Below are 13,037 nucleotides of genomic sequence, written 5' to 3' on the forward strand. Positions count from 1 at the left end.
GCTCTCGCTTTTCTTCTATTACATAAACATCATCGCAAATAACGGTCCAAGTAAACATGTCAAAATTGCTGTTAATGTCATTGTTACCGATCCAATAACACCTTCATGTTCGTTATTTTTCATCGCTCTCATAACACCCATAATATGAGAAGCACATCCAAATCCGATACCTTTACCAACTGAGTTTGTAACACGGCTCCATTTTAATAAAAGGGGTCCTGTAATCGTTCCAGTAATACCTGCGATAACAACGAAAGCTGCTGTTAAGGAAGGTACACCACCAACTTGTTCTGAAACACTCATCGCAACTGGCATTGTCACCGATTTTGGTAAAGACGATAAGATTAAGCTTTTATCTGTTCCCATAAGTGAAGCAATCGCAAAATCACTAGCGATTGCAACTGTTGTACCTACTAATACCCCACCAGCAATCGGTACAACATATTTTTGCAGAACATGACGTTGTTTATAAAGAGGAATTGCAAATGCTACAACACCGGGTCCAAGTAGCTTTGCAATCCAGCCACCACCACTTTCCATATAATGTTGATATGGTATATCAAGCACGATAAATAGGAAAGCCATTAATCCAGTTGCTACAAGCATTGGAATGGTGAATGGTGTTGGAAATAATTTATAGATTTTTTTAGATAATTGATATAATAGCACCGTAAAAAGAACCCAACCGATTCCGATTAATATTTGGCTCATCGCGACTCTCTTTCCTTCCTATTCGCAAGATATTGTCCTGTATGTCCTGCGACAATAATAATTAAAAATGTACTCGCTACAACTGTAATGAAAAGAGAAATTCCTTTACTCATAAAAAAAGCACCGTAATTCATTAGGCCAAGCGTCGGCGGAATTAATAAAAACGGCATAATAGCAACGAGTGTTTCTGCTCCTAAATCGAACCATTTCACTGGAAGAACTTTTAGGCTAAGTAAAACAAGTAAGAGGAACATTCCAATCAAACTTCCTGGAATCGGAATATTTAACATTTCTTGCACCCAAGTTCCAACCATATAAAACACGTAAAGAGCAGCAATTTGGACAAGAATCTTTGTAAATTTCATGTTCATCATCCCTCATGTTTATACGATCTTCTGTTAATATCTTTATCATAGTATAAATTGTAAAAAGCTGCAATTTATCAACTTGACAGCAAAAACAGCCTATGTTATACGCTTACAACCTTGATATGACTGCATTTTCAAATGAAAATTACGTCAAAAACCTTGACCTAATATAAAAGTTTTTATTTTCTGAATTTAAAATACTATTATTTCAATAAAATAATCTTTTTATCCTTAAACTTACATATATATAAAGTGAAACTTTAATCAATGAGATTTCCCTTATCCTTATTGATTATTAGCCCTCACCAAGCGGATTTGTACGGGATAAACAAGATAGGTGGTGAACATATGCCCAAAAAAGTTCTCATTTTTTGTGATCCTGGGATTGATGATACGATGGCTCTCCTCTTAGCATTCTTTATCGATGAAATAGAAATCGTCGGTATCGTTGCTGATTACGGCAATGTTCCAAAAAAAATGGCCGTAGAAAATGCTCATTTTTTTAATAACGAAACAAAGAATAGAAATATCAAGATATTCGGTGGTTCAGAACGTCCCCTTACTGGTGCCCCACCTGCGTTTTTTACGGATGTACATGGGAAACAGGGGCTCGGTCCAATTATTCCAAAGGTGAATGTGACTAACGGAGAAATGGAGAATTTTTTTGAAGTCATTCCTCTTATTGAACAGTATAAAGATGAATTAATCATTGTGAGTTTAGGAAGACTTACCTCCCTAGCAATTTTGTTTATCATGTGCAAACAGTTAATGAAACAAATTAAATCTTACTACGTAATGGGCGGTGCCTTTTTACATCCTGGTAATGTTACCCCTATTTCCGAAGCAAACTTTTATGGCGATCCTACTGCCGCTAATATAGTCCTTCAATCCGCAGTTAACATGTACATATACCCATTAAACGTCACTCAATACTCCATCATTACACCAGAAATGGCAGAATACATTGAGGCAAAAGGAAAAGCTCCACTTGTCAAACCGTTATTTGATCATTATTACTACGGATATTATAAAGACGCCCTACCACATTTAAAGGGGAGCCCCTTCCATGACACAATGCCAATACTCGCTTTATTTGATAACCCTATGTTCACATATCATAAATCACCTATTGTTGTCATGACAGAATCCTCTGCACAAGGAGCAAGCATAGGGGAATTTCGCTCTCTAGTGAACCAGAAGCCATTTATTGATTGGCCGGTTCATCAAATCGCAATTGATTTTGACTATAACCGCTTCTTCAAACATTTCATGTCACTTATGACGGGTGAACAATTTTAGCATAAAAAAACAGACCGTGATTTCTCACGGTCTGTCGTTTATTTTCTACAATTATCGTTTGATGTTATAGAAAGATTTGATACCATCGTAAACAGCGATTTCGCCTAGTTCGTCTTCGATGCGTAATAATTGGTTGTACTTAGCAATACGGTCAGTACGGCTCATAGAACCAGTCTTGATTTGGCCAGCGTTAGTTGCAACTGCGATGTCAGCGATTGTAGCATCTTCAGTTTCACCAGAACGGTGAGATACAACTGCTGTGTAACCAGCACGTTTAGCCATTTCGATAGCTTCGAAAGTCTCAGTTAAAGTACCGATTTGGTTAACTTTAATTAAGATTGAGTTAGAGATACCTTTTTCGATACCTTCAGCAAGTTTTTGAGTGTTAGTTACGAATAAATCGTCACCAACTAATTGTACTTTATCACCGATACGCTCAGTTAATAATTTGTGACCATCCCAGTCGTTTTCGTCTAAACCATCTTCGATAGAGATGATTGGGAAGTCTTTGCAAAGCTCTTCATAGAAATCAACCATTTCTGCAGAAGTTAAGCCAGTACGGCCTTCGCCTGCAAGGTCATATTTACCAGTTTCTTTGTTGTAGAACTCAGAAGAAGCAACGTCCATTCCTAAGAATACGTTCTCGCCAGCTTTGTAACCAGCTTTTTCGATAGCTTCGATGATTACTTCTAAAGCTTCACGGTTAGAACCAAGGTTTGGAGCGAATCCACCTTCGTCACCTACTGCAGTGTTAAGACCTTTGTCATGTAATACAGCTTTAAGTGCATGGAATACTTCAGCACCCATACGGATTGATTCTTTGAATGTTGGAGCACCAACTGGTAAGATCATGAACTCTTGGAAGTCAACGTTGTTATCAGCGTGAGAACCACCGTTGATGATGTTCATCATTGGAGTTGGTAATTGTTTTGCATTGAATCCACCAAGGTAACGGTATAATGGAAGACCTACGAAGTCAGCTGCTGCGTGAGCTACTGCCATAGATACACCAAGGATAGCGTTAGCGCCTAGTTTACCTTTGTTTGGAGTGCCATCTAATTCGATCATAGCACGGTCGATACCAGCTTGGTCAGTTACATCGAAACCAGCGATTTCTGGAGCAATAATTTCGTTAACGTTGTTTACTGCGTTAACAACACCTTTACCAAGGTAACGAGATTTGTCACCGTCACGTAATTCTACTGCTTCGTGCTCACCAGTAGATGCACCACTTGGTACGATAGCGCGTCCGAAAGCACCGCTTTCTGTGTAAACTTCTACTTCTACAGTTGGGTTACCACGAGAGTCAAGGACTTCGCGAGCATAAACATCAATAATTGTTGACATAATAAATTCTCTCCTTTTTATATAAGTAAATTATTTAATAATTGTTTTACCTGTCATTTCTTTCGGTTGTTCCACATTTAAAAGTGTAAGCATTGTTGGAGCGATATCTCCTAAAATACCACCTTCACGAAGCTCTACATCATTTTTTGTAACGATGAAAGGAACCGGGTTAGTTGTATGAGCTGTCATAGGACCGCCATCAGCAGTTAACTCCTGATCAGCATTACCATGGTCAGCAGTAATAAGTGCTACACCATCTTTTGCAAGAATCGCTTCTACAACTTTTCCTAAACATTCGTCAGTTGCTTCTACTGCTTTAATTGTTGGTTCCATCATCCCAGAATGGCCAACCATATCACAGTTCGCAAAGTTAAGAATGATAACATCATGTTTATCATTTTCGATTTCATTTACTAAAGCGTCCGTTACTTCGTAAATGCTCATTTCAGGTTTCAAGTCATACGTTGCAACCTTTGGTGAGTTAATTAAGATACGTTCTTCTCCTGGGAATTCAGCCTCACGACCACCGCTAAAGAAGAATGTAACGTGCGGATACTTTTCAGTTTCCGCGATGCGAAGTTGCTTTAATCCCGCTTGCGCAACAACTTCACCTAAAGTGTTATCAAGGTTCATTGGCTTGAATGCCACGTATCCATCTACAGTTTCACTGAAGTGTGTCATACATACGAATTCTGGAATGTGAGGTACTTTTTCACCACGATCGAACTCACGGAAGTCTTCGTTTGTAAATACACGAGCAATTTGAATTGCACGGTCTGGACGGAAGTTATAGAAGATAACTGCATCATCATCATTGATTGTTGCAACTGGCGTGTTATCTTCGTTAACAATTACAGACGGCAATACGAATTCATCATAGATACCGTTCGCATAAGAGTCTTCTACACACTCTTCTGCTGATTTATAAGTAGGGCCTTCACCATTCACCATAGCACTGTAACATTTTTCTACGCGATCCCAACGCTTGTCACGGTCCATAGAGTAATAACGACCAGAGATAGTCGCGAATTGTCCTACTCCTGTTTCTTTAATTACTTCATTCGTTGCATCGATATAACCTTTTGCTGTTTGTGGTCCAACATCGCGGCCGTCTAAGAATGCATGGATATAAACTTTCTCCACGCCTTCTTTTGCTGCTAAGCGAAGAAGAGCAAACATATGGTTCATGTGACTGTGCACACCACCGTCAGAAAGTAAACCGAATAAATGAAGTGCAGTACCTTTTTCTTTTACGCTTTTAATTGCATTTTGAAAAGTTTCGTTCTTATCGAACTCGCCTTCACGAATTGCAACGTTAACGCGTGTTAAGCTTTGATATACTACGCGGCCAGCACCGATATTTAAGTGACCAACCTCAGAGTTACCCATTTGACCTTCTGGAAGACCTACTGCCTCGCCACAAGCTGTAAGCGTTGTGTGAGGGAATTTGTTCCAGTAACCATCAAAATTAGGTTTCTTAGCTTGTGCTACAGCATTCCCGTAAGTTTCTTCACGAAGTCCGAAACCGTCAAGAATGATTAAAGCTGTTGGCTTTCTCATTTTACCGCCCCCAGAAGACCTAAGAACGAAGCAGGCTCTAAGCTAGCACCGCCAACTAAAGCGCCGTCGATGTCAGATTGTGCCATATACTCTTTAATGTTTTCTGGTTTTACGCTACCGCCGTATTGGATACGAACAGCTTCTGCAGCTTCTGGAGAAACAGCTTCTGCAACAACTTTACGGATGTGCGCACATACTTCGTTTGCATCTGCAGAAGAAGAAGATTTACCTGTACCGATAGCCCAGATTGGCTCATAAGCGATAACAGTTGCTTTAACTTGCTCTTCTGTTAAACCTGCAAGTGCTTTTGTCACTTGACCTGCTACTAGATCAAATGTTTTTCCGCTTTCGCGCTCTTCTAAAGTCTCACCACAACATACGATTGGTGTTAAACCATGTTCAAATGCTGCGATAGTCTTTTTGTTTACTGACTCATCTGTTTCAGCAAACATTTCACGACGCTCAGAGTGGCCAAGTACTACATAGCCAACTTTTAAGTCGCTAAGTGCTACTGGGCTAATTTCGCCAGTGAATGCACCATTTTTTTCGAAGTGCATGTTTTGTGCACCTACTTGTAAGTCAGTCCCTTCAGTTGCTGCTACAAGGCGCTCTAAGAATAGAGCTGGAGAGCAAACTACTGCATCAACAGCTGAAGCTGCTGGGATTTGACCTTTAACTTCCTCTACGAAGCTAACTGCTTCTGATAGAGTTTTATTCATTTTCCAGTTACCTGCGATAATTGGTTTACGCATGCTTTGCACCGTCCTTTTTCTTTGGCTGCTACTTATTTGTCGTTAAGACAAACTACACCTGGAAGCTCTTTACCTTCCATGAATTCTAATGACGCACCGCCGCCAGTAGAAATGTGGCTCATTTTATCAGCCATACCGAATTTTTCAACAGCTGCTGCAGAGTCACCACCGCCGATAACAGAGTATGTATCTTCTGCATCTGCTAATGCTTGTCCTACTGCTTTTGTACCTTCTGCGAATGGAGTCATTTCGAATACACCCATTGGTCCATTCCATACAACAAGCTTAGAATTTTTAATTACATCTGCATAAATTTCACGTGTTTTAGGACCGATGTCCACGCCTTCCCAGTTAGAAGGGATAGAGTCGATACCAACGATTTTAGTTGTTGCAGTTTCAGAGAATTCCTCAGTGATTACAACATCAACTGGCATGTAGAAGTTTACGCCTTTTTCTTTTGCAAGTTGCATAAATTCTTTAGCTAGTTCGATCTTGTCGTCTTCACATAGAGATAGACCAATTTCATGACCTAAAGCTTTAACGAATGTGTAAGCAAGTCCACCACCGATGATTAAGTTATCTACTTTGTCTAATAGATGACGAATTACACCGATTTTATCTTTTACTTTCGCACCACCGATGATAGCTGTAAATGGACGTTCTGGGTTAGAAAGTGCTTTACCAAGTACATCTAACTCTTTTTCCATTAATAGACCAGATACTGCTGGTAGGTAGTCTGCGATACCTGCTGTAGAAGCGTGAGCACGGTGAGCTGCACCGAATGCATCGTTTACGAAGATGTCAGCAAGTGCTGCAAATTCTTTCGCAAGTTCTGCATCGTTCTTTTCTTCGCCCGCATAGAAACGTACGTTTTCAAGAACTAATACGTCGCCTTCGTTCATTGCTGCAACCATTTCTTGTGCAACTGGTCCGAATGCTTCGTCCGCTTTTTTAACGTCTTTACCAAGAAGCTCGCCTAAGCGTGCTGCTACTGGAGTTAAACGCATTTCTTCTACTACTTGACCTTTTGGACGGCCTAAGTGACTTGCTAAAATAACTTTCGCACCTTGCTCTACTAAATATTGAATTGTAGGAAGAGCTGCACGGATACGAGTTTCATCTGTAATTTTGCCTTCTTTCATAGGTACGTTGAAATCAACGCGGCAAAATACACGCTTACCTTTTAAATCTACGTCACGAATTGATTTTTTGTTCATTGGATTTCCCTCCGACTACTAGTTAGGATTGACAAAACCCACTCAAAAGCTTAACACATTTGCTTTTAAAACGAAAGAAGAGAGAGAGGGAACAAACCCTCTCCCTCGTTTTGTCATTGATAACTTATATAATTAAGAATTAAAGACCTTTTGAAGTCATGTAAGCTGCTAGGTCTACTACGCGGTTAGAGTAACCAGTTTCGTTATCGTACCAAGAAAGTACTTTAACCATGTTACCTTCCATTACCATTGTAGATAATGCATCGATTGTAGAAGAAGCTGTACATCCGTTATAGTCGATAGATACTAATGGCTCTTCGCTGTATCCAAGGATACCTTTTAATTCGCCTTCAGCTGCTGCTTTGAATGCTGCATTTACTTCTTCAACTGTTACTTCTTTGTCAAGTTCAACAACTAAGTCAACTAGAGAAACGTTAGCAGTTGGAACACGTACAGCGCCACCGTTTAATTTACCTTTAAGTTCTGGTAATACTAATGCTACAGCTTTAGCTGCACCAGTAGATGTTGGGATCATGTTTTCAGCTGCTGCACGAGCACGACGTAAATCTTTGTGTGGTAAGTCTAAGATTTGTTGGTCGTTAGTGTAAGAGTGAATTGTTGTCATCATTCCGCGTTTTACGCCGAATTTTTCGTTTAATACTTTAGCGAATGGAGCTAGACAGTTTGTAGTACAAGAAGCGTTAGATACTACGTTGTGGTTAGCTGCATCGTATTGTTCGTGGTTAACACCCATAACTACAGTGATATCTTCGTCAGAAGCTGGAGCTGAGATGATAACTTTCTTAACTGATCCACCTAAGTGTTTCTCAGCATCTGATTTTTTAGTGAAACGGCCAGTAGATTCTACTACTACTTCTACTCCGTAGTCGCTCCATGGTAATTGAGCTGGGTCACGCTCAGCGATAACTTTAATTTCTTTACCGTTAACAACGATGCTGTTTTCGTTAGCAGATACTTCTGCATTTAAAGTTCCGTGAACTGTGTCATATTTTAAAAGGTGAGCTAATGTTTTAGCATCTGTTAAGTCGTTGATTGCTACTACTTCTACCTCAGAGTTGTTAAGAGCTGCGCGGAATACGTTACGTCCGATACGTCCAAATCCATTAATACCAATTTTAGTCATTTGAATTTCCTCCTTGGGGGATTATATTAAAGGGTAAAACCCTTTGTTAACTGTTTTGCTGCACCTTCATCTGTAATTAGAATTGAAGTGTGCCCTTGTTTAATTACAGCCTGTATTGCTTTTGCCTTTGAAGAACCTCCAGCGACTGCAACAACATGAGATACATTTTGTAAGTCCTCTAGTTGCATACCAACTGTTCTTACTTTATGAACAACATTTCCTTCTTCATTAAAGTAGTAACCGAAAGCTTCGCCAACTGCTTCGCTTGCCTGAATCTTTAACCAATCTGCTTCTGAAGTACTTCTGCGACGTGCCATTGTTAACGCATCACCTATTCCATGAATAACGATATTGGAAGATCGAATCAACTCAAGAACTTCTTTCACGGAAGGCTCTGTCACAATAGACGCATATGCTTCGCTACTAACATGGTCTGGAACATACAATAAGCGATAATTACTCATCGTATTTTGCGCCATCTTGGCACAAATGGTATTGGCTTCTAATTCAACACCTTCTCCAATTCCACCACGTGCTGGGACAAACAGCATATGTAAATCTTTGCAATCAAGTTGCATCATGTCCGCAGCAGCAGCTAGCGTAGTTCCTCCAGCCACAGCAACGATATTATTCGCTGTCAGACGGTCTTTTATACAAGTCACACAAGCACGGCCCATCTCCAGTTTGACCCAAGGTGATTCATCACTATCACCAGGGACAACGAAAACTTCATCCAAGTCTAATGTTTCCTTAAGTTGCTTTTCTAAAACCTTTAACCCGGAAATTTCTTTCATAAAGTCTTCCAAAGCAAGAACTAAAGCTGTTCCTTCTTCTGTCAAAGTCATTCCAGAAGAAGCGACGCGAACTAAGTTTTGTTCTTTCAAAACTTGAACTTCACTTCGCAATACTCGTTCTGTCATACCGAGACTTGCTGATAAGTTTCTTCTTCCAATCGGCTGCATGAGCCTAATGTATTGAAGAATTTGCATTCTCGTTTGCATAACAGGTAGCAGATCAGGTAATAATTTTTTTGTATTCTGAATCCATGAGCGCATATCTTTTCTCCTCACTACATCGGTTCATTTTCCCTCGTGGTCACTTTACGTCCCGTAGTGACATTTTGTGTCCCACATAGGTTAAAAAAATAATCCCTGCTACGTGTATTATTGTAACAGGAGATAGAAACTTATTCAACTCTTAACTGCATTCTTTATATAGTTTATTATGACACCTTTGTGAATGTTACCATATTCTACTTGTTTTCCGTCCATTTCTACAACCGGAATCATTAAGTGATATTTTTCTAAAAGGTCATTATCTTCATATATATCTATTTCCTCGATTTGAAAAGAATATTCACATTGTACTTCCTGTAAAACTTGTTTCGCCTTCACGCAAAGGCCACAATCTTTTTTAGTATACAGTACAACTTTCATCTTCTTCACCTATCCGATCGTTTTTCGTAATGACGAAGCTGGGATATGCATTTGTTCTCTATACTTCGCCACTGTTCTTCGAGAAATAACAATTTCATGCTCTTCTTCTAATAATTTTGAAATCTTTTGATCTGAAAGTGGCTTTTTCTTATCCTCTGCCCCAATTAGCGTTTGAATAAATTGTTTTACACGTTTTGTAGAAACTGCTTCATCTTCAGTCGTTGAAACGGCATTGCTAAAGAACGATTTCATCTCAAATAAACCGTGTGGTGTTTGCACATATTTATTTCGCGTCGCACGACTAATTGTTGATTCATGCACACTTAACTCTTCCGCTACCTCTTTTAAAGCGAGAGGTCTTAAATACTCTGGACCTTTCCAGAAGAAATCACGTTGTTTTTCCATAATAATAGTCATTACTTGCAGCAATGTCTGTTTTCTCTGCTTCAAACTGCGCATAATCCACTGCACATGCTGATACTTTTCTGATACGTAAGATGCTACTTCACTTTCACTATTATTAAGAAGCGCACTATATTCAGAATGAATTTCAATTCTCGGCATATTTCTCTCATTCATTTGTAAAACGAGGCGATCGCCATCTTTTTTCACCGCCATATCAGGTACAATGTAAAGTGGTTTATCTGAAGAAAACGCAAGACCTGGTTTTGGTTGTAATGACGTTATACAATTTACCGCACTCTGCAATTCCTCATTACTACACTTCAACACTTGAACGAGCTTTCGCCAATCTTTCTTCACGAAATAAGCGAAATGATCTTCTACAACCTCTTCTGCTAATCCATTACGTCTTTGTAAGCGCTTCAATTGCAAGGTTAAACATTCCTGAATATTACGCGCCCCTACCCCTGCTGGCTCCAGTGATTGGACAAGCTCTACAGAACGGTCGACTACATGAATATGTGCAGAAAGGAGCTCTGCTAACTCTTCATTCGTTTCTTGTAAATATCCATTTCCATCCATGTTCATAATAATGAAAGAAGCTACTTTTCGCTCTTCTTCATCTATTTTATAATACTGTATTTGATTTAATAAATGTTGCTGAATCGTTGTAGAATCCACACTGTAGATCTCCATCTGATTCTCGACTTGTTTGCTGGTACTTTTACTGTTGTTAGAGCTCTTTTTCTTCTCCCTCTCAAAACCACCTAACTCAATAAGGGGATTCTCTAACGATTGCTCATACAAAAACTCCGATAATTCTTGTACATTATACTGGAGCATTGTAATCGCTTGCCTTAACTCTTGTGTCATTGCCAAACGTAAGCTTTGTTCTTGTAAAAGACTTGCCTTCAAACTAATCTCCCCCTTGTTTCTATTGTACAATAAGTTTGGTAAAAGGAGAATCCTCACGCAGACACCCATTCCAAAATATTATTAATTTATATGTATTAATGAGATTTACAACTTACAACCGAAATTTGAATAATATTGAAAGAAAATAATAAAGTGAAACTTTAATCAGTGGGGGGTTTTGTCCATCCCCACTGATTATTAGCCCTTACCAATCGGGCTTTTACGGGCAGTCCGATCCCCACCTAACTTCTTTGCTTCCGCTGAATTTTGAGGTGGGGGTCTTACTGCCCGTTAATGCGGGATAAACTTTTTATAACCACATACTAATAGTAACTCTTAATTTTATATATAACAACATTAAATTTCTCTCTGTTCAATTCCAAAATAAAAAGAGCAGTTTAGGTATAGTGACGCTTCACTATGCCTAACTACTCTTTTATGATTTTTATTAAGGAAGAAACCTTTTATTCAACGCTAAGGAACTTTGATTCCTAATTACATAGGAATCATAGAGATAATCATTTGATTCACTAGACGCTCCTTGAATTCCCCTCATCTCTTCCACAGACAACTCAACTATTTTTTTCACGCTTCTCTCGCCACTACTATCCATCATTTTTTGTTTTCTTTTCGAAAAAAATCTCATTATTTATTCCCCCCTACAATTAATTATTTTTTAACAATTGACTAAATTTAAGGCTCTTACCACTTCTTAACACGCCTTTCGGATAGACCTTTGCTGCAAACATAGCAATTAAGCTGATACTAGCTACTAATACAACTATAGATGTAATAATTTCTAAACTCCCAACGGATCCATTAATAATCCTAACTACCATACTGATTGGAGCTGTAAACGGTACATATGATGTCACTCTTGATACTAACCCTTCAGGGTTATCAAGTACTACTAATAACTCCACCACTAAGCTTCCCATCAATATAAGAGTAATTGGCATCGTTGTTCCAGATAATTCTTCTGGCCTGCTTACCATAGAACCAAACACTGCGAAAAGTGCCGCATAAACGAAGTAACCGAGAACAAAATATAACAAGAAATATGCAGCATGCTCACCTGTAATCATATTTACATCAATATTCACTCCAAAAAACGAATCCGATACCTTGAAAATTCCAGATTTAATATATAGCGCCATACTAAGGAAGAAAATAAATAACTGTGTCAAACTAGCAAGACCGACTCCTAATATCTTCCCAAAGACCATGTGAACAGGCGACACCTTCGTTACCATCACTTCCATAACACGCGACGCCTTCTCTGACGCTACCGCTGTAGCAATCGCATTTCCATACGAAGTAATTGCTAAGTACATAATCGCTACTAATAAATACACCAGTAAGAATGAGCTTGTTTCTTCGTTATTTAAGTTTTGCTTTTTCGCTTGCACGTTCATCGTCAGTGATTTCACAGCCTCTTCTGATAACTGTTGTTTAACTACCGCACTTTGAAAATACTGATTTTGTACAAATACCTGCGCACTTTGAATCAACTTAGGATTATCCACCTTCATAAAGTAATCTAATACTGGTTCAGCACCCGCACCCTCTTTTAATATAAAGAGCGCTTCGACTTTCTTATCTAACAAATCTTGCTTATATTGATTTAATTTTGTTTTATCACCTAAAGACCAATCCCATTCTGGAAGAGCTTTACTAAGATTAGATTGATCCAAAGTAACATTAGGTGCTTCGGAAATAAATACAACTTTTGCTTTTTCTTTCTCTCCAGAAAACTTTTGTACTAAAGTTGGAAAGGAGAATAAGAATATCCCTCCCCCTATTAATAACAATGTCATCCCAATAAATATTTTCGTCCTCACACGATCCCAATACGTTTGCCCTAAAACAATCCAGAAATTCCTCAT

General features: G+C 38.9%; 13 protein-coding genes. 1 reads left to right on the top strand and 12 read right to left on the bottom strand.

The features are described 5' to 3' along the window. Window positions 1-18 precede the first annotated feature (18 nt). Together MKY21_RS25590 and MKY21_RS25595 are read right to left on the bottom strand one after the other, a co-directional pair. Window positions 19-711 carry an LrgB family protein gene (locus MKY21_RS25590; RefSeq protein WP_000078304.1) on the bottom strand — a complete coding sequence of 231 codons (693 nt, stop codon included), beginning with the start codon at window positions 709-711 and terminating at the stop codon, window positions 19-21. Further along, window positions 708-1,076, bottom strand: a complete 369-nt coding sequence (locus MKY21_RS25595; protein WP_000673222.1) for a CidA/LrgA family holin-like protein — start codon at window positions 1,074-1,076, stop codon at window positions 708-710. The genes MKY21_RS25590 and MKY21_RS25595 overlap by 4 nt, the downstream gene beginning before the upstream one ends. 351 nt (window positions 1,077-1,427) lie before the next feature. Between MKY21_RS25595 and MKY21_RS25600 the strand changes: the two genes are divergently transcribed. Beyond that, a complete protein-coding gene (locus MKY21_RS25600; protein WP_341077637.1) occupies window positions 1,428-2,378 on the top strand; it encodes a nucleoside hydrolase in 951 nt (316 codons plus the stop codon). 51 nt (window positions 2,379-2,429) lie between these two features. On the opposite strand, the gene eno is transcribed toward MKY21_RS25600, so the two are convergent. From eno to MKY21_RS25650, 10 genes are all read right to left on the bottom strand, one after another. After that, the gene (gene eno, locus MKY21_RS25605; RefSeq protein ID WP_000103951.1) at window positions 2,430-3,725 is read right to left on the bottom strand and encodes a phosphopyruvate hydratase; all 1,296 of its coding nucleotides are present in this window, start codon (window positions 3,723-3,725) and stop codon (window positions 2,430-2,432) included. A 30-nt stretch (window positions 3,726-3,755) separates the two neighbouring features. Then, window positions 3,756-5,285: a 2,3-bisphosphoglycerate-independent phosphoglycerate mutase gene (gpmI, locus tag MKY21_RS25610; RefSeq protein WP_001231158.1), complete on the bottom strand. Its 1,530-nt coding sequence runs from the start codon at window positions 5,283-5,285 to the stop codon at window positions 3,756-3,758. Continuing rightward, the gene (tpiA, locus tag MKY21_RS25615) at window positions 5,282-6,037 is read right to left on the bottom strand and encodes a triose-phosphate isomerase (RefSeq protein ID WP_001231038.1); all 756 of its coding nucleotides are present in this window, start codon (window positions 6,035-6,037) and stop codon (window positions 5,282-5,284) included. Before tpiA ends, gpmI begins: the two co-directional genes overlap by 4 nt. Before the next feature lie 32 nt (window positions 6,038-6,069). After that, on the bottom strand, window positions 6,070-7,254 hold the full coding sequence (locus tag MKY21_RS25620; protein WP_001036350.1) for a phosphoglycerate kinase: 1,185 nt from the start codon (window positions 7,252-7,254) through the stop codon (window positions 6,070-6,072). A 139-nt stretch (window positions 7,255-7,393) separates the two neighbouring features. Further along, window positions 7,394-8,398: a type I glyceraldehyde-3-phosphate dehydrogenase gene (gene gap / locus MKY21_RS25625; protein WP_000161236.1), complete on the bottom strand. Its 1,005-nt coding sequence runs from the start codon at window positions 8,396-8,398 to the stop codon at window positions 7,394-7,396. 26 nt (window positions 8,399-8,424) lie between these two features. After that, a complete protein-coding gene (gene cggR, locus MKY21_RS25630) occupies window positions 8,425-9,453 on the bottom strand; it encodes a gapA transcriptional regulator CggR (protein ID WP_341077640.1) in 1,029 nt (342 codons plus the stop codon). A 135-nt stretch (window positions 9,454-9,588) separates the two neighbouring features. Further along, on the bottom strand, window positions 9,589-9,834 hold the full coding sequence (locus MKY21_RS25635) for a glutaredoxin family protein (protein ID WP_000869730.1): 246 nt from the start codon (window positions 9,832-9,834) through the stop codon (window positions 9,589-9,591). Window positions 9,835-9,843: 9 nt separating this feature from the next. Beyond that, on the bottom strand, window positions 9,844-11,151 hold the full coding sequence (gene rpoN, locus MKY21_RS25640) for an RNA polymerase factor sigma-54 (protein ID WP_000647955.1): 1,308 nt from the start codon (window positions 11,149-11,151) through the stop codon (window positions 9,844-9,846). A 448-nt stretch (window positions 11,152-11,599) separates the two neighbouring features. Continuing rightward, window positions 11,600-11,797, bottom strand: coding sequence for a hypothetical protein (locus tag MKY21_RS25645; protein WP_001210632.1), 198 nt, complete (start codon window positions 11,795-11,797; stop codon window positions 11,600-11,602). 19 nt (window positions 11,798-11,816) lie between these two features. Further along, window positions 11,817-13,037, bottom strand: a complete 1,221-nt coding sequence (locus MKY21_RS25650; RefSeq protein WP_086392927.1) for an ABC transporter permease — start codon at window positions 13,035-13,037, stop codon at window positions 11,817-11,819.

The organism is Bacillus sp. FSL R9-9497, from assembly GCF_038005805.1.
GTDB lineage: Bacteria > Bacillota > Bacilli > Bacillales > Bacillaceae_G > Bacillus_A > Bacillus_A cereus.

What these genes read in the sequence shown, in the direction of transcription:
- MKY21_RS25645 (WP_001210632.1), bottom strand. Translation starts at nt 11,797, where the DNA reads ATGAGATTTTTTTCGAAAAGAAAACAAAAAATGATGGATAGTAGTGGC.
- cggR (WP_341077640.1), bottom strand. Translation starts at nt 9,453, where the DNA reads ATGCGCTCATGGATTCAGAATACAAAAAAATTATTACCTGATCTGCTA.
- MKY21_RS25650 (WP_086392927.1), bottom strand. Translation starts at nt 13,037, where the DNA reads ATGAGGAATTTCTGGATTGTTTTAGGGCAAACGTATTGGGATCGTGTG.
- MKY21_RS25595 (WP_000673222.1), bottom strand. Translation starts at nt 1,076, where the DNA reads ATGAAATTTACAAAGATTCTTGTCCAAATTGCTGCTCTTTACGTGTTT.
- tpiA (WP_001231038.1), bottom strand. Translation starts at nt 6,037, where the DNA reads ATGCGTAAACCAATTATCGCAGGTAACTGGAAAATGAATAAAACTCTA.
- gap (WP_000161236.1), bottom strand. Translation starts at nt 8,398, where the DNA reads ATGACTAAAATTGGTATTAATGGATTTGGACGTATCGGACGTAACGTA.
- gpmI (WP_001231158.1), bottom strand. Translation starts at nt 5,285, where the DNA reads ATGAGAAAGCCAACAGCTTTAATCATTCTTGACGGTTTCGGACTTCGT.
- MKY21_RS25600 (WP_341077637.1), top strand. Translation starts at nt 1,428, where the DNA reads ATGCCCAAAAAAGTTCTCATTTTTTGTGATCCTGGGATTGATGATACG.
- eno (WP_000103951.1), bottom strand. Translation starts at nt 3,725, where the DNA reads ATGTCAACAATTATTGATGTTTATGCTCGCGAAGTCCTTGACTCTCGT.
- MKY21_RS25620 (WP_001036350.1), bottom strand. Translation starts at nt 7,254, where the DNA reads ATGAACAAAAAATCAATTCGTGACGTAGATTTAAAAGGTAAGCGTGTA.
- MKY21_RS25590 (WP_000078304.1), bottom strand. Translation starts at nt 711, where the DNA reads ATGAGCCAAATATTAATCGGAATCGGTTGGGTTCTTTTTACGGTGCTA.
- MKY21_RS25635 (WP_000869730.1), bottom strand. Translation starts at nt 9,834, where the DNA reads ATGAAAGTTGTACTGTATACTAAAAAAGATTGTGGCCTTTGCGTGAAG.